General features: G+C 32.0%; 24 protein-coding genes. 17 read left to right on the top strand and 7 right to left on the bottom strand.

All coding sequences use genetic code 11. The features are described from left to right. Positions 1 to 77: 77 nt before the first annotated feature. From obgE to hpt, 5 genes are all read right to left on the bottom strand, one after another. Positions 78 to 1,088: a GTPase ObgE gene (obgE, locus tag G4L40_RS06685; RefSeq protein WP_166236432.1), complete on the bottom strand. Its 1,011-nt coding sequence runs from the start codon at positions 1,086 to 1,088 to the stop codon at positions 78 to 80. Between the two features lie 67 nt (positions 1,089 to 1,155). Next, entirely contained in the window at positions 1,156 to 2,430 is a 1,275-nt protein-coding gene (locus tag G4L40_RS06680; RefSeq protein ID WP_166236431.1) for a hemolysin family protein, read from the bottom strand. Positions 2,431 to 2,542: 112 nt separating this feature from the next. Further along, entirely contained in the window at positions 2,543 to 2,839 is a 297-nt protein-coding gene (locus G4L40_RS06675) for a DUF1905 domain-containing protein (protein WP_166236430.1), read from the bottom strand. Between the two features lie 8 nt (positions 2,840 to 2,847). Next, positions 2,848 to 3,420 carry an adenylate kinase gene (locus G4L40_RS06670; RefSeq protein ID WP_166236429.1) on the bottom strand — a complete coding sequence of 191 codons (573 nt, stop codon included), beginning with the start codon at positions 3,418 to 3,420 and terminating at the stop codon, positions 2,848 to 2,850. Positions 3,421 to 3,442: 22 nt separating this feature from the next. Beyond that, positions 3,443 to 3,976, bottom strand: coding sequence for a hypoxanthine phosphoribosyltransferase (gene hpt / locus G4L40_RS06665; protein ID WP_166236428.1), 534 nt, complete (start codon positions 3,974 to 3,976; stop codon positions 3,443 to 3,445). A 98-nt stretch (positions 3,977 to 4,074) separates the two neighbouring features. On the opposite strand from hpt, the gene G4L40_RS06660 reads away from it, so the two are divergent. The 8 genes from G4L40_RS06660 to G4L40_RS06625 all read left to right on the top strand — a co-directional run bounded on the left by G4L40_RS06660 (position 4,075) and on the right by G4L40_RS06625 (position 11,745). Beyond that, positions 4,075 to 4,608 carry a hypothetical protein gene (locus tag G4L40_RS06660; protein WP_166236427.1) on the top strand — a complete coding sequence of 178 codons (534 nt, stop codon included), beginning with the start codon at positions 4,075 to 4,077 and terminating at the stop codon, positions 4,606 to 4,608. 95 nt (positions 4,609 to 4,703) lie between these two features. Further along, complete coding sequence (locus G4L40_RS06655) at positions 4,704 to 5,855, top strand: 5-(carboxyamino)imidazole ribonucleotide synthase (RefSeq protein WP_166236622.1); 1,152 nt, start codon at positions 4,704 to 4,706, stop codon at positions 5,853 to 5,855. Between the two features lie 219 nt (positions 5,856 to 6,074). After that, complete coding sequence (gene purE / locus G4L40_RS06650; RefSeq protein WP_166236426.1) at positions 6,075 to 6,557, top strand: 5-(carboxyamino)imidazole ribonucleotide mutase; 483 nt, start codon at positions 6,075 to 6,077, stop codon at positions 6,555 to 6,557. 159 nt (positions 6,558 to 6,716) lie between these two features. Further along, positions 6,717 to 8,741 carry a M3 family metallopeptidase gene (locus tag G4L40_RS06645; RefSeq protein ID WP_166236425.1) on the top strand — a complete coding sequence of 675 codons (2,025 nt, stop codon included), beginning with the start codon at positions 6,717 to 6,719 and terminating at the stop codon, positions 8,739 to 8,741. A 111-nt stretch (positions 8,742 to 8,852) separates the two neighbouring features. Continuing rightward, positions 8,853 to 9,359, top strand: coding sequence for a GbsR/MarR family transcriptional regulator (locus tag G4L40_RS06640; protein ID WP_166236424.1), 507 nt, complete (start codon positions 8,853 to 8,855; stop codon positions 9,357 to 9,359). 393 nt (positions 9,360 to 9,752) lie between these two features. After that, positions 9,753 to 10,469, top strand: a complete 717-nt coding sequence (locus G4L40_RS06635) for a YqjF family protein (RefSeq protein WP_166236423.1) — start codon at positions 9,753 to 9,755, stop codon at positions 10,467 to 10,469. Beyond that, the gene (locus G4L40_RS06630; RefSeq protein WP_166236422.1) at positions 10,466 to 10,906 is read left to right on the top strand and encodes a hypothetical protein; all 441 of its coding nucleotides are present in this window, start codon (positions 10,466 to 10,468) and stop codon (positions 10,904 to 10,906) included. Before G4L40_RS06635 ends, G4L40_RS06630 begins: the two co-directional genes overlap by 4 nt. A gap of 371 nt (positions 10,907 to 11,277) precedes the next feature. Next, on the top strand, positions 11,278 to 11,745 hold the full coding sequence (locus tag G4L40_RS06625; protein WP_166236421.1) for an SRPBCC family protein: 468 nt from the start codon (positions 11,278 to 11,280) through the stop codon (positions 11,743 to 11,745). Here G4L40_RS06625 and G4L40_RS06620 read toward each other — a convergent pair. Continuing rightward, entirely contained in the window at positions 11,730 to 12,962 is a 1,233-nt protein-coding gene (locus G4L40_RS06620; protein WP_166236420.1) for a 3-deoxy-D-manno-octulosonic acid transferase, read from the bottom strand. The two genes, G4L40_RS06625 and G4L40_RS06620, sit on opposite strands and share 16 nt — an antisense overlap. A gap of 270 nt (positions 12,963 to 13,232) precedes the next feature. Between G4L40_RS06620 and G4L40_RS06615 the strand changes: the two genes are divergently transcribed. Together G4L40_RS06615 and galE are read left to right on the top strand one after the other, a co-directional pair. After that, on the top strand, positions 13,233 to 14,360 hold the full coding sequence (locus G4L40_RS06615) for a DegT/DnrJ/EryC1/StrS family aminotransferase (RefSeq protein WP_166236419.1): 1,128 nt from the start codon (positions 13,233 to 13,235) through the stop codon (positions 14,358 to 14,360). Positions 14,361 to 14,425: 65 nt separating this feature from the next. Continuing rightward, the gene (gene galE / locus G4L40_RS06610) at positions 14,426 to 15,448 is read left to right on the top strand and encodes a UDP-glucose 4-epimerase GalE (RefSeq protein ID WP_166236418.1); all 1,023 of its coding nucleotides are present in this window, start codon (positions 14,426 to 14,428) and stop codon (positions 15,446 to 15,448) included. On the opposite strand, the gene G4L40_RS06605 is transcribed toward galE, so the two are convergent. Further along, positions 15,398 to 16,237, bottom strand: coding sequence for a UbiA prenyltransferase family protein (locus G4L40_RS06605; RefSeq protein WP_166236417.1), 840 nt, complete (start codon positions 16,235 to 16,237; stop codon positions 15,398 to 15,400). The two genes, galE and G4L40_RS06605, sit on opposite strands and share 51 nt — an antisense overlap. Positions 16,238 to 16,387: 150 nt before the next feature. Here G4L40_RS06605 and gcvP point away from each other — a divergent pair, with 150 nt between their 5' ends. From gcvP to G4L40_RS06570, 7 genes are all read left to right on the top strand, one after another. Next, a complete protein-coding gene (gene gcvP / locus G4L40_RS06600; protein ID WP_166236416.1) occupies positions 16,388 to 19,231 on the top strand; it encodes an aminomethyl-transferring glycine dehydrogenase in 2,844 nt (947 codons plus the stop codon). 130 nt (positions 19,232 to 19,361) lie between these two features. Beyond that, on the top strand, positions 19,362 to 19,733 hold the full coding sequence (locus G4L40_RS06595; RefSeq protein ID WP_166236415.1) for a group III truncated hemoglobin: 372 nt from the start codon (positions 19,362 to 19,364) through the stop codon (positions 19,731 to 19,733). Between the two features lie 134 nt (positions 19,734 to 19,867). Continuing rightward, positions 19,868 to 20,926, top strand: a complete 1,059-nt coding sequence (locus tag G4L40_RS06590) for a 3-oxoacyl-ACP synthase III family protein (RefSeq protein WP_166236414.1) — start codon at positions 19,868 to 19,870, stop codon at positions 20,924 to 20,926. 99 nt (positions 20,927 to 21,025) lie between these two features. Continuing rightward, positions 21,026 to 21,547 carry a methyltransferase gene (locus G4L40_RS06585; RefSeq protein ID WP_166236413.1) on the top strand — a complete coding sequence of 174 codons (522 nt, stop codon included), beginning with the start codon at positions 21,026 to 21,028 and terminating at the stop codon, positions 21,545 to 21,547. A 29-nt stretch (positions 21,548 to 21,576) separates the two neighbouring features. After that, positions 21,577 to 22,425 (top strand): glycosyltransferase, encoded by an 849-nt coding sequence (locus G4L40_RS06580; protein WP_166236412.1) that lies wholly within the window; start codon positions 21,577 to 21,579, stop codon positions 22,423 to 22,425. Positions 22,426 to 22,518: 93 nt separating this feature from the next. Beyond that, positions 22,519 to 23,391, top strand: a complete 873-nt coding sequence (gene fabD / locus G4L40_RS06575; protein ID WP_166236411.1) for an ACP S-malonyltransferase — start codon at positions 22,519 to 22,521, stop codon at positions 23,389 to 23,391. 67 nt (positions 23,392 to 23,458) lie between these two features. Next, positions 23,459 to 23,713 carry a hypothetical protein gene (locus G4L40_RS06570; RefSeq protein ID WP_166236410.1) on the top strand — a complete coding sequence of 85 codons (255 nt, stop codon included), beginning with the start codon at positions 23,459 to 23,461 and terminating at the stop codon, positions 23,711 to 23,713. The last annotated feature ends 12 nt before the right edge of the window (positions 23,714 to 23,725 follow it).

The following is a 23,725-nucleotide window of genomic DNA, read 5'->3' as shown; positions in this document are numbered from 1 at the left end:
TTTTTATTTTAATAATTGCATTAAATACAAAAAGCACCTTCAAATTGAAGATGCTTTTTCTTGTATTTTTATTTCCTTTATTTAGTTTCTACATTTAGCATTTGCCACAATTTGTCTTTCAACTCTTGCAACCCTTGTTGCGCAACTGACGAAATAAATAAGTAAGGTGTTCCTTTAAATTCTTTGTCCAATTGTTTTTTCAATTCTGCTTTTAATTCGTCGTCTAACATATCGCATTTTGAAATCACAATCAAACGATCTTTGTCTAACATTTCTGGATTGTAACGACGTAATTCGTCTAAGAGAATTTCGTATTCTTTTTTAATATCATCCGCATCCGCAGGAACTAAAAACAACAACGTTGAATTACGTTCAATATGACGCAAGAAGTAATGTCCTAATCCTTTTCCTTCTGCAGCACCTTCAATAATCCCTGGAATATCTGCCATTACAAACGATTGAAAATCTCTGTAAGCCACAATTCCTAAATTTGGTTTTAAAGTTGTAAACGGATAATCGGCAATTTTTGGTTTAGCCGAAGTAAGAACAGAAAGTAGCGTTGATTTTCCAGCATTTGGAAAACCTACTAAACCTACATCTGCTAACACTTTTAACTCAAGCGTGACATCTACTTCTTTTACAGGCATTCCTGGCTGAGCATATCTAGGTGTTTGGTTAGTAGCACTTCTAAAATGCCAGTTTCCTAAACCTCCTTTTCCTCCTTCCGCTAAGATTTTAACCTCATCGTGTTCTGTAATTTCGAACAAAACATCTCCTGTTTCTTGATCTTTTACAACGGTTCCAAGTGGCACTTCAACATATTTATCTTCACCATCATGTCCTGTACTTCTTGAACTTCCTCCATCTCCTCCGTGGCCTGCTCTTAAATGTTTCAAAAATTTTAAATGAAACAATGTCCAAAGATTTTTATTTCCTTTTATATAAACATGTCCTCCTCGGCCACCGTCTCCTCCATCAGGGCCTCCTTTTTCAATAAATTTTTCTCTGTGTAAATGCGACGACCCTTTCCCTCCTTTTCCGGAAGAAACATATATTTTTACGTAGTCTACAAAATTTCCTTCTGTCATTTGAAAGTTAGAAGTTAGAAGTTAGAAGTTAGAAGTTTCTAACTGTAACCTTATTAAATTAATTATTTTATTCTTTGTATTGTTTGATAAGTACCTTATCTATCTTAGCACCATCCATGGCTAATGCTTCTAATTCTAGTTTGTTCCAGATGATTTTTTCTCCTTGAGTAGGAATATTTCCAAGTTCTGTGATAAAAAATCCGCTAACTGTGGTTACTTCGTAATCAGTGGTTAATTCATCCAAATCAAAAAACGTTAAAAAATCATGCAATGAATATTGCCCGTCAACTAACCACGTGCCATCTTCATTTGCAATTAATTTATATTCGTCTTCATCAAAATCTGAGGCATCTCCTACTAATGCTTCTAAAATATCATTTAAAGTAATAACCCCTTGAAAAATAGCATGTTCATCAACCACAAAAGCATAATGTAGCTTTGAAGTTTTAAAATTTTCAAGTGCTTTATATGCCGAAGTTTGCTCAATTAAATAAACAGGTTCTTTTGTAATTGACTTTAAATCAAATGTTCCAGACTCAAAACTTACAAATAAATCTTTTAATAACACTAAACCAATTACATTGTCTAAATTATCTTCACATACAGGATAAACCGAATGCAACTCATCAATTACCTTTGCTTTGATTTCTTCTTTAGAATCTTCAAGTGACAAATAAACGATATCACTTCGGTGTGTCATTAACGAATTTACTTTTCTATCACCAATATGAAACACTCGTTCCACAATATCTTGCTCAATTTCTTGTACTTCACCTACTTCTGTTCCTTCTTTAATAATTGCTTTAATTTCTTCCTCAGTTACTTTACCATCCGCAGTTGGTTTAATTTGTAACATTTTTAATAATGAATCTGTTGAAGTAGTTAGCAACCAAATAAACGGCATTGTCACTGTTGAAACTATTTTCATAGGATAAGCAACTGCTTTTGCAATACCTTCAGGATAATTCAAACCAATACGTTTTGGCAACAATTCCCCTAAAACAAGAGAGAAAAAAGTTAACGTCACCACCACAATTCCTACAGCAATTGAATGCGAATAAGGTTTTAAAACCTCATAAGTGGCTACAAAATCTTGCATGTCTTGCGTGATTTTGTCTCCCGAATAAATACCTGTTAAGATTCCAATTAAAGTGATACCAATTTGAACCGTAGATAAAAACTCGTTTGGCGAATTTGCTAGGTCTAAAGCTGCTTTAGCATTTTTATTTCCTTTTTTTGCAGCGGTTTCTAAACGATTTTTTCTAGCAGAAATCAATGCAATTTCTGACATTGAGAAGACACCATTTAAAAGGATTAAAAAAAGTATAATTAAAATTTCCATAGTTTAAAATTACAAAAAAAGAGCATACATCCCGAATTTCGGAAATAGCTCCTTTTCTGTTTGCAAATATCTAAAAAAAAATTGAATGCTCGAAATTTAGTCTTAACAATATCTAAATAGAGATAATAACTTCAATTTCAGAGTTTAAAAGTATATTTTCTTTTTTTCTGATTTCTGATTTTAATGGCAATAAATACGTTTGATTTTTAGAGTCAAACCAAATAGCAGTTTTCCAATTTGTTTTTCCAATTTTGGCATCAATTTTTAATCTACCCCAGCCTTCTTCATATTCTTTGAATGAATTCCTTATTTCTGATGAGACATTTTGAGGAACTGTAACAAAAATCCAAGCGCCTTTTCCTGAATATTCCCAAACATTAGAGGTAAATTGATAATTGTTTTTTACCATTATTTGATTTACAAATTATCAAAAACTTGATTCAATCGCTCGTTAACTTCCAAAATTGTACCTATTCCGTTTACAGTATGAAATTTCCCTTGAGATTTGTAATAATCCATTAAAGGTGCCGTTTTTTGATTGTATTCGTCATAACGATTTCTGATTTTTTCTTCATCTTGATCGTCAGGTCTGCCTGAAGTTTTTCCTCTTTCTAATAAACGTTGTATTAAAATTTCATCGTTTGCCTCTAAAGCAACTGTTGCTGTGATTTCTTCTTCCTTACTCGCTAAAAAAGCATCTAAAGCCTCTGCTTGAGCAATAGTTCTTGGAAAACCATCAAATAAAAAACCAGCAGCTTGTGGGTTTTTATCCACTTCACTTTGCAACATTTGAATAGTTACCGCATCTGGAACTAAATCACCTTTATCCATGAATGTTTTAGCTAATCTTCCTAGTTCGGTATCATTTTTTATGTTAAATCTAAAGATATCTCCTGTAGATAAATGTACTAAATTGTATTTGTCTTTTAAAAATTCGGCTTGTGTTCCTTTTCCAGCTCCTGGCTTTCCAAATAATACTATATTAATCATTGTAAGTTATGTTAATGAATGGTTAGTTTTCTGATAATTGATATACGTCTTTTAAGTTTCTTCCTAAACCATCGTAGTCTAAACCATATCCTACAATAAATTTATTTGGAATTCTAATACCTACATAATCCAATTTAATGTCTTTTTTGTATGCTTCAGGCTTTAAAAATAAAGTTGCAATTTTAAAATGTTTTACATTGTGTTCTTTTAAGATTGCTTTTAATTCTTCGATAGTATTTCCTGTATCTACAATATCCTCTACAATAATTACGGAACGACCTTCTAAATTTTGATTTACACCAATCAATTGTTTTACTTCATTAGTAGTTTGTGTTCCTTCATAAGAAGCCATTTTAACAAATGAAACTTCGCAAGGCTGATTGTATTTTTTTAGCAAATCTGAAACCACCATAAAAGAGCCATTTAAAACTCCAATAAAAACGGGAACATCATCAAAAAAATCATCTTCAATTTGTTTGGCCATGTTTTCAATGGCAAAGTTTATTTCTGCTCCAGAAATAAAAACTTCAAACTTTTTATCGTGTAGTTGTATCACTTTAGGTTACTTTTAGAAATAAACAACAAATTTACTAAACTCATAAGGATTTCAAATAAAGTATTTTAACTTTTTTGCAAATTTGATATATTTACCAAATGAATCTAGATTTTTACACAGAAATAGCAGAAAGTACCGCACACAGAAAATGCAGAGACGATATCAAAAATTTTGTTTTTGCTCATCCTAATTATCTGAAAGATTTAGTTGAAATTGCGTTGATGACTAAAGACAAAAACCACCATAAAGCTTGTTGGGTTTTAGAATTAATTTGTGAAGAGCAACTTGCATTATTCATTCCATTTATTGATGTATTTTGTAACAAACTATCCGATTATACTTCCGATTCTGCTATTCGTTCTGTATCAAAAATTTGCTTGTTTTTATCCAAATCAAGAACAATTAAATTGACCACTTTTCAAGAAGAAAAAATTATTGAAAGTAATTTAGACTGGTTAATTTCAACAAATAAAGCAGCTAATGCAGCATATTCTATGCGAACTCTTTTTGAACTTGGTAAAAAACATTCGTGGGTAAATGAAGAATTAAAGAGTTTACTCACGCGCGATCTTAGTCAACAAACTGCTGGCTATTGTTTTGCTGCGAAAGATATTTTGAAGCGATTAAAATAATTTCCAAATGCTTATCTTTGCGACACAAACAACACAACAAAATGACTCGAGCGAAGCGACTGCATGAGACAAATAAAAACAATAACTACGACGAAATGAATTATTTTTCTTCTGATTTTAAATTAGGAATTTTAGGCGGCGGTCAATTAGGAAAAATGCTCTTGACTGAAACTCGAAAATTCGATATTCAAACTTTAGTTTTAGAACCAAGCGAAGAAGCTCCAGCACGATACAGTTGCAACGGATTTTACAAAGGCAGTTTAATGGATTTTGATACGGTTTACCAATTTGGTAAAATGGTCAATTTGTTAACTATCGAAATTGAAAATGTAAATTTGGATGCTTTAGATAAATTGGAAGCAGAAGGATTACCAATTTACCCTTCGCCAAAAACCTTACGTTTGATTCAAAACAAAGGAAAACAAAAAGATTATTACGTTTTAAACGATATTCCCACTTCGCCACACCAACGATTTGTAGATTTAAACGATTTAAGAAACGCTTTAGCAAAAGATGAATTAGAATTTCCATTCGTTTGGAAATGTGCGCAATTTGGTTACGACGGAAATGGCGTTAAAATTTGTCGCTCTGCATTAGATTTGGTAAAACTTCCTGATGTAGAATGTATTGCTGAAGAAATGATTCCATTCAAGAATGAATTAGCGGTAATTGTAGCGCGTTCTGTTTCTGGGGAAGTAAAAACGTATCCCGTAGTAGAAATGGAATTCCATCCTGAAGCGAATCAAGTGGAATATGTAATTTGTCCGGCTCGTATTGATGAAAAAGTAGCACAAAAAGCTACCAAAGTTGCTTTAAAAGTTTCAGAAGCATTCAATCATGTTGGATTATTAGCGGTAGAAATGTTCCAAACTTCGGACGATGAAATTTTGGTAAACGAAGTTGCTCCTCGCCCACACAACTCTGGACATTATTCTATTGAAGCGAGTTATACTTCGCAATTTGAAAACCATTTACGTGCGATTTTAAACTTACCTTTAGGAAACACCGATAGCAAAGTTGCCGGAATTATGGTAAATTTGGTAGGTGAAGAAGGGTATTCTGGACAAGTAGTTTACGAAAACATAGAAAAAATCATGGCAATCGACGGAGTAACGCCACACATTTACGGAAAAAGAGAAACAAGACCTTTCCGAAAAATGGGACACGTTACAATTGTAAATGAAGACATGACGGAAGCAAGAAGAATTGCTGAAGAAGTGAAGAATAGTATTAGGGTAATTTCATAATATGGATATTTTAGATGCAATTATTAATTTCTTTAAAGTGACAGATTCTACAAATCTTTTAAAAAAGAATTGGATAATCCTTCATGATAAAAACGAATACTTAGGAGAAAGAATCAAAGCGTTTTTTTCAATTTTTATTTTAACTATTCTTTATATTTTTTTAATCGCATTGATAATCTATCTAATCAAATATTTATTTTTTAAATAATAAAAACAAAAATGAGTAAAGTAGCCATAATAATGGGAAGCATCTCGGATATGCCAGTAATGCAAGAAGCCATCGACATATTAAAAGGATTTGACATCGAAACCGAAGTAGATATTGTTTCGGCACATCGAACACCTGAAAAATTATTTGATTTCAGTAAAAATGCACACGAAAGAGGCATTTCAGTAATTATTGCTGGAGCTGGTGGTGCGGCGCATTTACCTGGCATGGTTGCATCTATGTCGCCACTTCCTGTAATTGGAGTTCCAGTGAAATCTAGTAATTCTATTGATGGATGGGATTCGGTTTTATCAATTTTACAAATGCCGGGTGGCGTTCCTGTAGCAACTGTTGCTTTAAACGGAGCGAAAAATGCGGGAATCTTAGCGGCACAAATTATCGGAAGTTCTGATAAATGTGTGTTAGATAAAATCATCGCTTACAAAGAAGGATTGAAACAAGCTGTAATTAAAGCTTCTGAAGGATTGAAATAAAAAAAGAAAATCCCGTATTATTACTAATTCGGGATTTCTACTCACAATTAAGTGACAACTATAAAAAAATTCTACTCTCTCTTAATTCGGGGGAAAAAGGGATTTTCATCTTCATTTCGTCGACAAAATTATACACTTTATCGATAAAAACAAATTTTTATGGAACTTTTTTTAAAAAAATTTACAACAAATCACAATACTGCTCCTTTTTGTAAGATAAAACTTTCAGACTATAAAGTTGCTTTTGAAAAAACAATTGCATTAGCTAGAAATGAAATTAGCAATATCACAAACAATATTGAAGCACCTACTTTTCAAAACACCATCGAAGCTTTAGATTATTCAGGTGAACAATTGGATCGTTTATCGTCTATTTTCTTCAATTTGAATTCGGCTGAAACTTGTGATGAAATGCAAAAAATCGCACAGGAAGTTTCTCCTTTGTTGACCGAATTTAGCAATGATATTGCCTTAAACGAAGAGTTATTCAAAAGAGTTAAAGCCGTTTATGATCAAAAAGATATTTTGGAATTAACTACAGAGCAAGCTACTTTATTAGATAAAAAATTCAAAGGTTTTTCTAGAAATGGAGCATTACTTTCGGAAGAAGATAAATTAAAATTACGCGAAATTGATACCGAATTAGCAAAATTAAAATTGACTTTCGGAGAAAATGTTTTGGCAGAAACCAATAACTATCAATTACATATCATCAACGAAGCCGATTTAAAAGGTCTTCCTGATGGCACAAAAGAAATGGCGTCGAGTTTGGCCAAATCGAAAAATTTAGAAGGTTGGATTTTTACTTTAGATTTTCCAAGTTATTTACCTTTTGTAACGTATATCGAAAATCGTGAATTGCGAAAAGAAATTGCTATTGCTGCTGGAAAAAAATCGTTTCAAGATAATGAATTCGATAATAAAGAAAACGTAAAACGCATTGTCGAATTACGTCATAAACGTGCTAATTTATTGGGTTATCAATCGCATTCGCATTTTGTTTTGGAAGAACGAATGGCGCAAAATCCAGAAAAAGTACAATCGTTTTTGAATGATTTACTGGAAAAAGCAAAACCAGCAGCTCATAAAGAATTTGCTGAATTAACCGCTTTCGCGGCAGCATTAGACGGAATTGATCAATTAGAAAAATGGGATGGCGCATATTATTCGGAAAAATTAAAACAAAAATTATTCAGTTTGGATGATGAGTTGTTGAAACCGTATTTCAAATTAGAAAACGTCTTAAACGGTGCTTTCACCATTGCTGAAAAGTTATTCGGAATCACGTTCAAAGAAGTTTTTGATATTGACAAATATCACGAAGATGTGCAAACTTTTGAAGTGTTAGATTTCGAAGGCAAATTAGTGGCTATCTTCTACTCCGATTTCTTTCCAAGAAAAGGAAAACGAAACGGAGCTTGGATGACATCCTACAAACCACAATATATTAAGGACGGAATCAACGAACGCCCTCATGTTTCTATTGTTTGTAATTTCACACCACCAACCGAAACGAAACCATCATTATTAACTTTTAATGAAGTAACGACATTGTTTCACGAATTTGGGCACGCATTACACGGCATGTTAGCCAATACGACTTATCCTAGTTTATCCGGAACTTCGGTGTATTGGGATTTTGTGGAATTACCAAGTCAGGTAATGGAAAACTGGTGTTACGAACCTGAAGCGTTGGCATTGTTTGCAAAACATTACGAAACAGGTGAAATTATTCCGCAACAATATGTAGAAAAAATCAAAGAAAGCGCGAGTTTCTTAGAAGGAATGGCGACTTTAAGACAATTAAGTTTCGGAATTTTAGATATGACGTATCACGGGAAATCGCAAACTATTGCCGATGTAAAAGTTTTTGAAAAACAAGCTATGGAAATTGCATCTTTATATCCAGATGTGGAAGAAAATTGCATGAGTACTTCGTTTTCACATATTTTTCAAGGTGGTTATTCTTCGGGATATTATAGCTACAAATGGGCAGAAGTTTTAGATGCTGATGCGTTTGCCTATTTCCAAGAAAAAGGAATTTTCAATAAAGAAGTCGCAACCAAATTCAAAGACAACGTACTTTCAAAAGGTGGCACCGAATTACCAATGGAATTGTATAAAAAATTCAGAGGTCAAGAACCGAAAGTAGAGGCTTTGTTGAAGAGAGCTGGGTTGATTTAGATTATTGGAATTTTAGATATTTAGAAACCGAAACAAATCACTTCGGTTTCTTTTTACAACAAACTTTCATTTTTTTTTGAAACTTTAAAAACTTTGTTGTACATTTGTCTCATGGAATTCAAAGAAGCAAAAAATAAATTCGTTCAAACATGGGGAGCCTTAGGTTCTCAATGGGGCATTAACAAAACCATGGCACAGATTCATGCGTTGTTGATGGTTTCGCACGAACCCGTTTCTATGGAAGACATTATGGAAGAATTACAAATTTCGCGCGGTAATGCTTCTATGAATTTAAGAGCTTTGATGGATTGGGGCATCGTGTACAAAGAATACAAAGCAGGCGAAAGACGTGAATTTTTCACTGCCGAAAAAGATTTAGACGAATTAGCTGTAAAAATTTCGAGAGAACGTAGCAAACGCGAAATTAAACCCGCTTTGAAAATCTTAAAAGAAGTTTCTTCTATTCAATCAGATAACACAGCAGCGGAAAAACATTTCGTAAATCAAACTACAAAATTATACGATTTCGTCTTACAAGCCGACAATGTATTAGATAAAATCACAGAATACAAAGACAATTGGTTGGCACAATTGTTAGTAAAATTCATGAAGAAATAAAAAAATTTAACCTAAACTTTCATTTTTTTCTGAAAGTTTAAAATAATGGATACTTATGAGACAGCTTTCTTATTACCTAAATTTAATCCTTACAATTGTAGCTTTTATTATTGTTTTCATTGAAAATATTATTGGCTACAATTTAGATAGTAGCGTTGGATTCTTATTGATTCTTGGATTTTTTCAAGTATTTATATCATTTATATTAACTTTTTATGCTATTGCATATAACAGACTCTTGCTTATTTTCTACATACTTTATTGGTTTATTGTAACCCTGTTTTTTAAGTTTTTTATAGGTGATTTCTTCTATATGTGTCTTCTCATAGCAATTTATAATTTATATATAAATTATTGTAGTTTCTCAAATTCTAAATTTAATATTATAAAAGCATGAGTTTCCTAACCGCACAATGGAAAAACTTAGCATTATTCAATTATGAAATTGATGCTAAAATCTTAGAACAATATATCCCAAAAGGAACAGAGATAGATATTTGGAATGGAAAATGTTACATAAGTTTAGTCGGATTTATGTTTGAAAATGTAAAATTATTAGGATTAAAAATTCCGTTTCACATCAATTTTGAAGAAGTCAATTTGCGATTTTATGTAAAACGCTTTGAAAATGGTAAATGGAAACGCGGAGTAGTTTTTATTAAAGAAATTGTTCCAAAACCAGCGCTAACAATTGTAGCAAATACAATCTACAAGGAACATTATCAAACATTACAAATGAACCACTCAATTACAGAAAACAAACTAGAAAAAGTAGATTATGTTTATCAATGGAAAATTGAAAACAAGTGGAACACCATTTTAGTAGAAACTGAAAAAAATCCGATAGAAATTGAAGCGAACTCTGAGGCTGAATTTATAACCGAGCATTGTTTTGGCTACACGAAAGTAAACCAAGAAAAGACGTTTGAATATGAAGTTAAACATCCAAGATGGCAGCAATACGAAGTAACCAATCATTATTTAGATGTTGATTTCCACAAAACTTATGGTAAAAGGTTTGAATTTCTAAACAATCAAAAACCAATTTCAGTCATGCTTGCAGTTGGCTCTGAAATAAGTGTTGAAAATAAAAAACGAATAAAATCATGAACTATAATATCCCAAATTGTCTAATAATTCTAAGTGGAATTGGTCAAATATTTACAGCTTTAATTTACCCTTACATTCGCCATCAAGTTTTTGATTGGTATAACGATGTGAAACAACTAAAACCATTAAATCAAGAAATTGCAAAAACTTACGGAAGATATATACAAGGTTTAAATTTCTCTTTCGGATTAATTGCAATTGTATTTACTAATGAATTAAAAGAGCAATCTGCTTTGGCTGTGGCATTAACTGGATTAATAGCTGCCTATTGGGTTGGAAAAGTAGCCACACAAATTGCTTATTATCCAATGTATGATATTCCAAAAAGAAAACTATTCAAAGTTGGAAGCTATTTTATGAATACGCTATTTGTGCTTTTTGCAGTGGTGAATACTATTCTTTTTATTAATAATTTGATAAATCATTATAAATTATAAAATTATGAATTGGTCATATCTTATCAAACACTGGTTTTCAACATTACTTGTTGCGCCAATAATTTCAGATATAATAAATTACTATTATACCGATACCCGTACTTTGTTCAATCTAACTTCTGTCTATCCAATTACAGTAATATTTGGATTATTTTTTTCGCTACCAACTTATATAATACTTGGAATAATATATTACAAATTGGATAAAAAAAATACAAAACCTCTTTACATAAAACCCATATTACTGAGTATATGTACAATTGGAATTATTATATCATTCTCTATCGCTTTCAACAATAGAGAAGAAAACATCGCTCTATCTTATTCAATAACATCAATATTTTTTGGATTGATTTATAAAATAGAAAATAATGACACAAATAAAAATCTCAACAACAATTAACGCACCAATTGAAATTGTTTTCAACAATTGCAGAAATATCGATGTTCATCAATATTCAGCAAGTAAAACAAATGAAAAAGCAATTGAAGGAAGAACTTCAGGACTAATCAACAAAGGAGAAACTGTAACTTGGAAAGGAAAACACTTTGGTATTTATCTCAAACATCAAAGCATTATTACAAAAATGGATTTTCCAAACTATTTCGTTGACGAACAATTAAAAGGACATTTTAAAAGCTTCAAACATCAACATTTTTTTACCCAAAAAGAAAACCAAACTATAATGACAGATATTTTAGAATATAAAACGCCATTTGGATTTTTTGGTAAAATCTTCAATAGATTATTGTTAAAAAATCATTTAACTAAATTTATTCAAAATAGAAATAAAATAATAAAACAGATAACCGAAAAAGATAGCTACGCTAAAATATAACCCATTATCGCTTGTGTGGCTCCTTTATTCATTTGTACAAAAGTGCTACAAATATGCCCTTTTTCAAGTCGTTCGTCTTCGTTTTGGAGTAACAAATCAAAAACTTCATTAAGCTGGGTTTGATTTTGAATCGAAATACAACCTTCCATGTTAACCAAGGCCGTAGCTTCAGCAAAATGAGCATAATTTGGTCCAATGACAACAGGAACTCCAAAAGTTGCAGGTTCTAAAATATTGTGCACACCAGGATTTCCAAAACCTCCACCTACGTAGGCAATATCAGCATAAGAATATATTTTGGTTAAAATTCCAATTGTATCAATGACAAAAACAGAATAATTTGATACATCAACAGTATCTTTTTCAGAAAACAAGATCGTTTTTTTTGTAATTGCTTTTTTTAGCTCTTGTATTTGCTCTAATTTAATATTGTGTGGTGCTATAATAAATTTTACATTTTCAGCACTATTATTGATATAATCAATTAACAATTCTTCATCCTTAGGCCAAGAACTTCCAATTACAATTGTAGTTTTATCAGCTTTAAATTGTGCTATAAAATCCAGTGAATTATCGCGCTCTAAAATAGAAACTACTCTATCAAAACGAGTATCTCCAGAAACTTTCACATTGTTAAATCCAATGCTTTGCAATAGTGTTTTCGAACTTTCATTCTGCACAAAAAAGTAATCAAATGTTTTAAGTGCATTTCTATAAAATCCGCCATACCATTTAAAAAAAGCTTGGTTTTCTCGTAAAATTCCTGAAATCAGATATGTTTTTATTTGTTTTTTCTTAAGTTCATTTAAATAGTTTGGCCAATATTCATACTTAATAAAAAAAGCCATTTCTGGATGAACTATTCTTAAAAATTGCTTTGCATTCGAAATTGTATCCAAAGGCAAATAAACAGTAACATCTGCAAGGTTATTGTTTTTTCGCACCTCATAGCCTGAAGGTGAAAAAAAAGTAACTACAATTTTATGATTTGGATACTGTTGCTTGATAGCTTCAATTACAGGCAAACCCTGTTCATACTCTCCCAAAGACGCAGCGTGAAACCAAATTGTTCTATCAGTCGCTTGAATTTTATTTTCCAAGGTTTGAAAGACAGCCTTTCGTCCTTCAACAAAAAGTTTCATTTTAGGACTAAAAAGCGTAATAATTTTTAGCAATTGTGAAGCTAGAATTACAATTAAATTATATATTTGATTCATGCCAATATTTAAGGTTATAAAAGTACGATTGTTTCATCAAATAAAAAAAATATGAAATTGTTTTCAATAAAAATGGGGATTTTTGTAAGTGTATTTTTTATTGTAAATTTAGCAATAAAGAAATATTTGTTTGAAGAACAGCTAGATAGCAAAGCTGTTATATCAACACTAATAGGCACAATAATCGTAGGAATAGTCTATTATTTTTTAAACAGAAAAAAAACCACATCAAAAGATAATTAGTAATTTTGCAAACAGAAAATTTCAATCATGAGAAAATTACAAATGGTTGACTTAAAAAGTCAATACGAAAAAATAAAAGAAGAAGTAAATGCTTCTATTCAAGAAGTTTTAGACACAAACACTTATATCAATGGCCCTTTGGTACACCAATTTCAGGCTGATTTAGAAAAATATTTAGGTGTAAAACACGTAATTCCTTGTGCAAACGGAACTGATGCCTTACAAATTGCGATGATGGGATTGGATTTACAGCCAGGTGATGAAGTAATTACAGCTGATTTCACTTTTGCTGCTACGGTAGAAGTGATTGCTTTGTTGCAATTGACTCCTGTTTTAGTAGATGTTGACATGAACAACATGAACATTTCACTTGACGGAATTCGTAAAGCAATTACACCAAAAACAAAAGCAATTGTTCCAGTGCATTTGTTTGGTCGTGCTGCGAATATGGATGCAATTATGGAAATTGCCAAAGAACATAATTTATATGTTATCGAAGATAATGCACAAGCAATTGGTGCTGATTATACTTCAAAAGATGGTTCTAAAAAGAAAGTTGGAACAATTGGACATGTAGCAGCAACTTCATTTTTTCCATCAAAGAATTTAGGTTGTTATGGAGATGGAGGTGCGATTTTTACTAATGATGATGCTTTAGCTCACAAAATCAGAGGAATTGTCAACCACGGAATGTATGAAAGATACCATCACGATGTAGTAGGCGTAAATTCTCGTTTAGATAGTATTCAAGCAGGTGTTTTGAAAGCAAAATTACCGCATTTAGACACTTATAATAAAGCGCGTCAAGATGCAGCTAGAAAATATAGTTTGGCTTTAGCGCAAAATTCAAACATTTGGGCACCAACCATTTGTGAATCATGTGATTGTCATGTATTTCATCAATATGTAATCCGAATTTTAAATGGAAAACGCGATGGGTTATTGGAACATTTACAAGCTAAAGGAATTCCTTGTGCCATATATTATCCAATTCCGTTACACAGCCAAAAAGCATATGCTGATTCGAGATATAAAGAAGCAGATTTTCCCGTTACTAACCAATTAGTAAAAGAGGTAATTGCATTGCCAATGCACACAGAATTAGATGACGAACAAATTAAATTTATCACAGATTCTGTTTTAGAATACGTATAATAGTATTCAGTCTCAGTATTCAGTCTCAGTTACTGTCTACTGTGACTGTAGCTGAAAACTAAAAGATGAAAATATTAGTCACAGGAGGTTTAGGATTTATCGGCTCACACACGGTTGTAGAATTGCAAAATGAAGGCTTTGAAGTTGTAGCAATTGATAATCTTTCCAATTCATCAATTGATGTTTTAGATGGTATTGAACGCATTACCCAAAAAAAACCTTTATTTGAAAATATTGACTTGCGTGATAAATTAGCTGTTCAAGATTTTTTTAAAAAACACCAAGATATTGCTGGAGTAATTCATTTTGCTGCTTCAAAAGCGGTGGGAGAAAGTGTTGAAAATCCGTTATTATACTATGAAAACAACATCAATTCATTAGTATATTTATTGCAAGAGTTACAAAAAAAGCCAGAATCATATTTTATTTTCAGTTCGTCTTGTACGGTTTACGGTCAAGCCGAAAAAATGCCAATTACAGAAAATGCTCCTGTACAACAAGCGATGTCGCCGTATGGGAATACCAAACAAATTGGGGAAGAAATTATTACCGATGTTGCAAAAGTGAGTAATATTAATTCCATTTTACTGCGTTATTTTAATCCAATTGGCGCTCATGATTCAGCTGAAATTGGAGAATTACCTATAGGAGTTCCTCAAAATTTAATACCTTTCATTACACAGACAGCTTATGGATTAAGAGAGAAATTAGCTGTTTTTGGAAATGACTACCCAACAATCGATGGAACTGCTGTAAGAGATTACATTCATGTAGTTGATTTAGCAAAAGCGCATGTAGTTGCATTAAAACGTCTGCTCAACAAACAAAATACAGACAAAGTCGAAACCTTTAATTTAGGAACAGGAAAAGGGAGTTCAGTTTTAGAAGTAATCAAAGCTTTCGAAAAAGTTTCAGGTCAAAAATTAAATTATCAAATCGTAGGCAGACGCGAAGGTGACATCACTGAGGCCTATGCAAATACTGAAAAAGCGAATTCAATTCTTGGTTGGAAAACAGCATTGTCGCTCGAAGAAGCACTAGCTTCCGCTTGGAAATGGGAAAATAAGGTTAGAAACAAACAACAATAAGGCTATCCCCCAAAATATAGGAATGCTTTCTACCCAAAAATTCGAATAATATTTAGACCGATTTCTGTTTGAAAAATATATAAAAACAGCAATTAAACCCACAAAAAACACATCAATCCTAGTGAATTGATTTGTTACAAAAAATTCTAAAATTAAGAAAACTGTCAAAAAAGCAAATCCTACTAATTTTGTTTGCTTTACCCCTATTCGCTGAGGAATCGTTTGCAATGAAATCGCATCAAATTGCAAATCTACAATTTCAAAAACACACATTAGCGCATAAATCAAAACAAAGCGTTGCAATCCATATAAAAATAATTCTTGAGTAAATTCAAGCTTTGCATTCACTATAGGAAGCAAAAAAGTAATTATTGTCCAACTTAAAACAACTAAAAAAACTTTAAAACCAATCCAATTTCGCGCTGACTTTAGTTTTCCAAAAAAAGAAAATCCGTAAACTAACACTACCCCAAAAGCAAGAAAAGATAGTAATTTTGAGCTAATTTCTAGTTGCAAAAAGTAGAAAATTGATGCAAAAAATGAAATCAAACTTACTACAAAGATCAATTTCATTTTTATTGTTTTTTGTGTTTCATTTTGAATAAAAAATCGAAAGTACTTAATACAATTATAAGCAGTAATCGTTCCATAAAACCCAAAATAAGCGACAGACTCTTCATAAGAAATGTTTAATAACAGTATCGTTATTCTAATAAAAGCATAAGCAGCTAATGCCACATGAATACTACTATCAATATAAAAATCTATTATTTTCTTAAAAAGCATCATTCAACAAAATTAATCAATCTGTTAATAAGATACTGTTTTAGTTGATAAAATCACAAAATTTCACAATTTAAAAGCAAATTATTACAAGATTAATAATTACTTTTGTTGTCCAAAACAACACATAAAAACACTTATACATTTTATCAATAAATGAGAACAGACGCATTCGCTTTGAGACATTTAGGTCCACGTGAAACAGACTTAAATCACATGTTTAAAACCATTGGTGTAGACTCTTTAGACCAATTAATTTTTGAAACTATTCCTGATGATATTCGTTTAAAAAACGATTTAAATTTAGAAGCTCCAATGACAGAATATGAATATTTGAATCATATTCAAGAATTAGGCAAAAAAAATAAAGTTTTCAAATCCTATATTGGTTTAGGCTATCATCCAGCAATTGTTCCTGCTGTAATCCAAAGAAATATTTTTGAAAATCCAGGATGGTACACAGCTTACACACCATACCAAGCAGAAATCGCACAAGGTCGTTTAGAAGCAATTTTAAATTTTCAAACGACAGTTATGGAATTAACTGGAATGGAAATTGCAAATGCATCATTATTAGACGAAGGAACTGCCGCTGCTGAAGCAATGGCGTTATTACTAGATGTACGTTCTCGTGATCAGAAAAAAAATAATGTAAATAAATTTTTTGTTTCTGAAGAAATTTTACCACAAACACTTTCTGTATTACAAACGCGTGCTACACCTTTTGGAATTGAGTTAGTTGTTGGAAATCATGAAACTTTTGATTTCTCAAGTGACTTCTTTGGAGCTATGTTACAATATCCAGGAAAATATGGTCAAGTTTATGACTATGCTGGTTTTATCGCAAAAGCAAAAACAAACGAAATTAAAGTTGCCGTTGCAGCAGATATTTTATCATTAGTAAAACTGACTCCTCCAGGCGAAATGGGTGCTGATGTTGTAATAGGAACAACACAACGCTTTGGTATTCCAATGGGTTATGGTGGGCCTCATGCAGGATATTTTGCAACTAAAGAAGAATATAAACGCTCAATGCCAGGAAGAATCATCGGTGTTTCTATTGATGCAAATGGAAACCGCGCGTTGCGTATGGCATTAGGAACTCGCGAGCAACATATTAAACGCGAAAAAGCAACTTCTAACATTTGTACTGCTCAAGTTTTATTAGCAGTTATGGCCGGAATGTATGCTGTATATCACGGACCAAAAGGCTTACAATATATTGCCGATAAAGTACATGCTTCTGCAACAACAACAGCTGAAGCTTTAAACAAATTAGGTGTTTACCAAACAAACTCCGCTTTCTTCGATACAATTTTAGTAAAAGCTGATGCTAACAAGGTAAAAGCAATTGCTGAAAAACAAGAAGTGAATTTTTATTATGTTGATTCAGAAACAATTTCAATTGCTTTCAATGAAACTACTTCAGTTGCTGACATCAATCAAATTATAGCAATTTTTGCTGAGGCAACAGGTAAAAATACTGAATCAATCAATCAATTAGCTAAAGAATCAATTCTTTCCGAAAATTTAATTAGAAAATCATCTTTCTTACAACATGATGTATTTAACAACCATCATTCAGAAAGCCAATTGATGCGTTATATCAAAAAATTAGAGCGCAAAGATTTATCATTAAATCATTCGATGATTTCTTTAGGTTCTTGTACAATGAAATTAAATGCTGCTGCCGAAATGTTACCATTATCAATGGCAAACTGGAACAGCATTCACCCTTTTGCTCCTATTGAACAAGCTGAAGGTTATATTACAATGCTTAAAAAATTAGAGCAGCAACTAAATGTGGTTACTGGTTTTACTGGCACAACATTACAACCGAATTCTGGTGCTCAAGGTGAGTATGCAGGTTTAATGGCTATTCGTGCATATCATCAATATCGTGGTGACAATCACAGAACAGTTTGTTTAATTCCTTCCTCTGCTCATGGAACAAATCCAGCATCAGCCGCTATGGCAGGAATGGATATAATTGTAACAAAAACAACTCCAGAAGGAAATATTGACGTTGAAGATTTAAGAGCTAGAGCTATTGAGTTTAAAGATAAATTATCTTGTTTAATGGTAACTTATCCATCAACCCATGGCGTTTTTGAAAGCTCTATAATTGAAATTACAAACATTATTCACGAAAATGGTGGATTAGTATATATGGATGGTGCCAACATGAATGCCCAAGTTGGATTAACAAATCCTGCTACAATTGGTGCCGACGTTTGTCACTTAAACTTACACAAAACGTTCGCTATTCCTCATGGTGGTGGTGGACCTGGTGTTGGACCAATTTGTGTGAACGACAAATTAGTTCCGTTCTTACCAACAAATCCAGTAGTAAAAGTTGGTGGAGACAAAGCAATTACAGCTATTTCTTCAGCTCCATACGGATCAGCTTTAGTTTGTTTAATTTCTTATGGCTATATCTGTATGTTAGGCGCAGAAGGACTAACAAATGCAACAAAATATGCTATTCTAAATGCAAATTATATGAAAGCCCGTTTACAAGAACATTATCCAGTTTTATATTCTGGAGAAATGGGACGTGCTGCTCACGAAATGATTTTAGATTGTCGTGCATTTGAAGATAACGGCATTAAAGTAACTGACATTGCTAAACGTTTAATGGATTATGGATTCCACGCTCCTACAGTATCTTTTCCTGTAGCTGGAACCTTAATGATTGAACCAACAGAATCAGAAGATTTAGCAGAATTAGATCGTTTTTGTGATGCTTTGATTGCGATTCGTAAAGAAATTGCCGCTTCATCTAAAGAAGATGCTCAAAATATATTAAAAAATGCACCGCATACTTTAGCAATGGTAACTGCTAATGAGTGGACTTATCCTTATACTAGAGAGCAAGCCGCATACCCATTAGAATACATTGCTGAGAATAAATTTTGGCCTACTGTTCGTCGTGTTGACGAAGCATATGGCGATAGAAATTTAGTTTGTTCATGTGCTCCTATTGAAGCTTATATGTAATTTATAAGCAAAATTAAAAAACTCCAAAAAAGGTTTCAGGTTTATAACTTGAAACCTTTTGTTTTAAAATGACATTTATCAATAATACACACATTTGAAAATTGTAACTTTGAACTTTATTCTCAAGTAAATGAACGATATAGAAACACGAGAAGACATTTTATTGATCATGCAAAAGTTTTATGATAAACTATTAGCCGATGATGCAATTAATTTTTTCTTCACCAAAATAACAACAGTTGACCAACATTTAGAGGAACATTTTGAAACATTAGCCACATTTTGGGAACAATCCTTGTTTTTAAAAGGTGGTTATTACAACAATATGTTTTCAATTCACAAAGAAATACATGAAAAATCGGCTTTTACAAAAGAACATTATACTATTTGGTTGAATTATTTTTATGCAACAATAGATACGTATTTTGCAGGAAAAAATGCAGAGCAAATGAAAACACAAGCACTAAGCATGGCAACTATAATGCAAATAAAATTTACATAAAAAAGCAATAAAAAAGTCAATTTCGTAATTTTTTAACCATAAATTGACAATTCGATAATTACTTCAAACAATTGAGTTGTTTTTATCTTATGTTAAGAAATAATTAATAATTTCGTTACACTAACTAATATGTTATGAATATAAAAATAACTGGTTCTGGAAGTTATATTCCAACTGAAACAATATCCAATATTGATTTTGCAAAGCACTCATTTTTAAATGATGATGGAACTCCATTTCCTTATCCAAATGATGTTGTTGCTGAAAAATTTTTAGAAATTACAGGAATTAGAGAACGAAAATATGTTTCCGATGATTTATGCACGTCTGACATTGCTTTCATTGCCGCAAAAAAAGCCATTGAAGATGCTAAAATAGATCCCGAAACATTAGATTATATTATACTTGCGCACAACTTTGGTGATGTAAAAAAAGGAGCCATTCAATCTGATATTTTACCAAGTTTAGCAACTCGTGTAAAACATCATTTAAGAATTAAAAACCCAAAATGTGTTGCCTATGATATCCTTTTTGGTTGCCCTGGATGGGTTGAAGGAGTAATCCAAGCTTATGCCTTTATTAAAGCTGGTATGGCAAAAAAATGTTTAGTTATAGGTGCCGAAACCCTGTCAAGAGTAGTCGATATGCACGATAGAGATTCTATGATTTATTCTGATGGAGCTGGAGCCACAATAGTTGAAGCAACAGAAGAAGAAGGTGGAATATTAGCACACGAAACAGCTACTTTTACTTATGATGAAGCTTATTATTTATTCTTCGGAAATTCATTCAATAAAGATCATGATCCTGATGTTCGTTACATCAAGATGCACGGTAGAAAAATTTATGAGTTTGCGCTAAGTCAAGTTCCAAAAGCAATGGCTGCCTGCATCGAAAAAAGCGGCGTTGATATTAGTAAAGTTAAAAAAGTATTGATTCATCAAGCCAATGAAAAAATGGATGAAGCTATTATTCATCGCTTTTTTAAACAATACAAACAAACTCCACCCGAGGGTGTTATGCCGATGAGTATTCATAAATTAGGAAATTCAAGTGTAGCTACTGTTCCAACACTTTTTGATTTGATGATTAAAGGTCAATTAGAAAATCAAAGCCTTGAAAAAGGTGATGTTATTTTATTTGCTTCAGTAGGCTCAGGCATGAATATTAATGCGATTGTTTATCAAATGTAATCTTTTTGTTTCAAGTTTGAGGTTTCAGGTTTCAAGTTAAATCACTAATTTTACCAACTGTTTTCAACTTGAAACTTTAAACTTGAAACAAAATTTACAATGTACGAAAAAACATATCCTAGCAAGCGATTCAATATTACTTTAGATTTTCTAAAAAAACACATCAAAACTTCCGAAACTATTTTTGATTTAGGTGTACCAAATCCTTTTTCAAAAATCATGGTAGATAATGGCTATACCGTTATCAATACAAAAGGAGAAGACATTGATAACGACCAATCGACGCTTCAAAATGAGAGTTATGAAGTGTTTACAGCTTTTGAAATTTTCGAACATTTATTGAATCCTTATACGGTTTTGCAAAATGTAAAATGCGATAAAATTTTAATTTCTATTCCATTGCGATTATGGTTTTCTCCAGCATATAGAAGCAAAACAGATATGTGGGATAGACATTATCATGAATTTGAAGATTGGCAATTAGATTGGTTATTAGAAAAAACAGGATTTAAAATTATTGATAGTACAAAATTTACGCATCCAGTAAAGAAGATTGGTTTTAGACCTCTATTAAGATGGTTTACACCAAGATATTATTTAGTTTATGCAGAAAGAAAGTGATTAGTAATTAGTGAATAGTAATTAGTCAAATGCGATACTACATAATTATACCAACTTACAACGAGGAAAAATTCATTTCATTAACACTACAATCGTTAGTAGAACAAACTGTTTTACCAACAAAAATTGTAGTCGTGAACGATAATTCTACCGATAAAACTCCTGAAATTGTTTTAGCTTTCACCGAAAAGCATCCTTTTATTACTTTAGTAAACAAAAAATCAGATAATGTTCATTTACCTGGAAGTAAAGTAATTCAAGCATTTCATGAAGGAGAAAAACACATCGATGACAATTACGACATCATTGTAAAAGTTGATGCTGATTTAATTTTTCCAGCAAATTATTTCGAAACTATTATTAAACATTTCAAATCTGATGAAACAATTGGAATGGTTGGAGGATTTTGTTATATCGAAAAGAACGGTGACTGGGTTTTAGAGAATTTAACCGATAAAGACCATATTCGTGGTGCTTTAAAAGCATATCGTGCAGCAACTTTCAAACAAATTGGAGGCTTAAAACCAGCTATGGGATGGGATACTGTTGATGAATTACTTTGCAAATTCTATAACTGGAAAGTAGTTACAGACGAAAGTCTACATGTAAAACACCTTAAACCAACAGGCGCCAGCTACAACAAAGCTGCAAGATACAAACAAGGCGAAGCATTTTATAGTTTAGGTTATGGATTCCTAATCACTACAATTTCATCATTAAAACTAGCCATGCGCAAAGGAAAACCTCTACTATTTATCGATTATTTAATGGGCTTTTGGAAAGCAAAATCATCCGGAAAACCTTTATTTGTAACCCATGAACAAGCTAAGTTTTTCAGAAAATACCGTTGGAAAAAAATGAAAGAAAAATTATTCTAAAATTATATATTTACAAAAAACACTATTTTTGTTATTGTCTTAATGTATGAATTACAACCATTAAACAATAATTTAAACTTTTAAACTAAATTTATGAAAGCATACGTATTCCCAGGACAAGGAGCACAATTTACTGGAATGGGCAAAGATTTATATGAAAATTCAGCTGTAGCCAAAGAATTATTTGAAAAAGCTAACGAAATATTAGGTTTTCGAATTACAGATGTTATGTTTGAAGGAACAGCTGAAGAACTAAAAGAAACTAAGGTTACACAACCAGCCGTTTTTTTACATTCAGTAATTTTAGCCAAAACATTAGAAGATTTTAAACCAGAAATGGTTGCTGGACATTCATTAGGAGAATTTTCAGCGTTAGTTGCTAATGGTACTTTATCTTTTGAAGACGGATTAAAACTAGTTTCTCAAAGAGCTATGGCAATGCAAAAAGCTTGCGAAATCAAACCTTCTACAATGGCAGCTGTTTTAAATTTAGACGACAATATTGTAGAAGATATATGTGCTTCAATCGATGGTGTTGTGGTGGCGGCAAACTATAACTGCCCTGGACAATTAGTAATTTCGGGAGAATATAAAGCGGTAGAATTAGCTTGTGAAAAAATGAAAGAAGCTGGTGCAAAACGCGCATTAATTTTACCCGTTGGAGGAGCTTTTCATTCACCAATGATGGAACCAGCAAGAGAAGAATTAGCAGCAGCTATTGAAGCAACTACTTTTTCAACTCCTATTTGCCCAGTATATCAAAATGTAACTGCTAGTGCTGTTTCAGATGCAAATGAAATCAAGAAAAATTTAATTATTCAATTAACAGCTCCAGTAAAGTGGACACAATCTGTAAATCAAATGATTGCTGATGGCGCTACAAGCTTTACAGAAGTTGGACCAGGAAAAGTATTAGTAGGTTTAGTAAATAAAATCAACAAAGAAGTAGCAACTATTTCTGCATAATCTTGGATAACCGGGATACTATTTTGGCATTTATTTTGTATTAACCCTAGAAACAAAACTATTTTATATGAAAAGAATAATTTTATCACTTGCCATTGCTGTATTAGTAATGTCTTGTAAAGAAGAAACTAAAGAAAAAGTAAAAGAAGCTTCAAAAGCAGTAGGTGCCGACATAAAACAAGCTGCTGACTCTGCAAAAGTAAAAGCAAAGAAAGTACTAGACTCATCAAAAGTAGGCGAAAAAGCAAAAGAAATTGTAGCTAAAGGCGCTGAAAAAGTTGAAGAAGGCGCTAAAAAAGTAAAAGAATCTGCTAAAAAATAATTCTAAATCCTC

The organism is Flavobacterium celericrescens (assembly GCF_011392075.1).
Taxonomy (GTDB): domain Bacteria; phylum Bacteroidota; class Bacteroidia; order Flavobacteriales; family Flavobacteriaceae; genus Flavobacterium; species Flavobacterium celericrescens.
The sequence above is the reverse complement of the archived record's forward strand: the minus strand, read 5'-3'. Positions and strand labels throughout refer to the sequence as shown.

Coding starts and splice junctions, on each gene's coding strand:
- G4L40_RS06655 (WP_166236622.1), top strand. CDS start 4,704: ATGAATTATTTTTCTTCTGATTTTAAATTAGGAATTTTAGGCGGCGGT.
- G4L40_RS06660 (WP_166236427.1), top strand. CDS start 4,075: ATGAATCTAGATTTTTACACAGAAATAGCAGAAAGTACCGCACACAGA.
- G4L40_RS06635 (WP_166236423.1), top strand. CDS start 9,753: ATGAGTTTCCTAACCGCACAATGGAAAAACTTAGCATTATTCAATTAT.
- G4L40_RS06630 (WP_166236422.1), top strand. CDS start 10,466: ATGAACTATAATATCCCAAATTGTCTAATAATTCTAAGTGGAATTGGT.
- G4L40_RS06675 (WP_166236430.1), bottom strand. CDS start 2,839: ATGGTAAAAAACAATTATCAATTTACCTCTAATGTTTGGGAATATTCA.
- obgE (WP_166236432.1), bottom strand. CDS start 1,088: ATGACAGAAGGAAATTTTGTAGACTACGTAAAAATATATGTTTCTTCC.
- G4L40_RS06605 (WP_166236417.1), bottom strand. CDS start 16,237: ATGATGCTTTTTAAGAAAATAATAGATTTTTATATTGATAGTAGTATT.
- G4L40_RS06680 (WP_166236431.1), bottom strand. CDS start 2,430: ATGGAAATTTTAATTATACTTTTTTTAATCCTTTTAAATGGTGTCTTC.
- G4L40_RS06645 (WP_166236425.1), top strand. CDS start 6,717: ATGGAACTTTTTTTAAAAAAATTTACAACAAATCACAATACTGCTCCT.
- G4L40_RS06570 (WP_166236410.1), top strand. CDS start 23,459: ATGAAAAGAATAATTTTATCACTTGCCATTGCTGTATTAGTAATGTCT.
- gcvP (WP_166236416.1), top strand. CDS start 16,388: ATGAGAACAGACGCATTCGCTTTGAGACATTTAGGTCCACGTGAAACA.
- galE (WP_166236418.1), top strand. CDS start 14,426: ATGAAAATATTAGTCACAGGAGGTTTAGGATTTATCGGCTCACACACG.
- G4L40_RS06585 (WP_166236413.1), top strand. CDS start 21,026: ATGTACGAAAAAACATATCCTAGCAAGCGATTCAATATTACTTTAGAT.
- fabD (WP_166236411.1), top strand. CDS start 22,519: ATGAAAGCATACGTATTCCCAGGACAAGGAGCACAATTTACTGGAATG.
- G4L40_RS06640 (WP_166236424.1), top strand. CDS start 8,853: ATGGAATTCAAAGAAGCAAAAAATAAATTCGTTCAAACATGGGGAGCC.
- G4L40_RS06615 (WP_166236419.1), top strand. CDS start 13,233: ATGAGAAAATTACAAATGGTTGACTTAAAAAGTCAATACGAAAAAATA.
- G4L40_RS06625 (WP_166236421.1), top strand. CDS start 11,278: ATGACACAAATAAAAATCTCAACAACAATTAACGCACCAATTGAAATT.
- G4L40_RS06595 (WP_166236415.1), top strand. CDS start 19,362: ATGAACGATATAGAAACACGAGAAGACATTTTATTGATCATGCAAAAG.
- G4L40_RS06580 (WP_166236412.1), top strand. CDS start 21,577: ATGCGATACTACATAATTATACCAACTTACAACGAGGAAAAATTCATT.
- G4L40_RS06590 (WP_166236414.1), top strand. CDS start 19,868: ATGAATATAAAAATAACTGGTTCTGGAAGTTATATTCCAACTGAAACA.
- purE (WP_166236426.1), top strand. CDS start 6,075: ATGAGTAAAGTAGCCATAATAATGGGAAGCATCTCGGATATGCCAGTA.
- G4L40_RS06670 (WP_166236429.1), bottom strand. CDS start 3,420: ATGATTAATATAGTATTATTTGGAAAGCCAGGAGCTGGAAAAGGAACA.
- G4L40_RS06620 (WP_166236420.1), bottom strand. CDS start 12,962: ATGAATCAAATATATAATTTAATTGTAATTCTAGCTTCACAATTGCTA.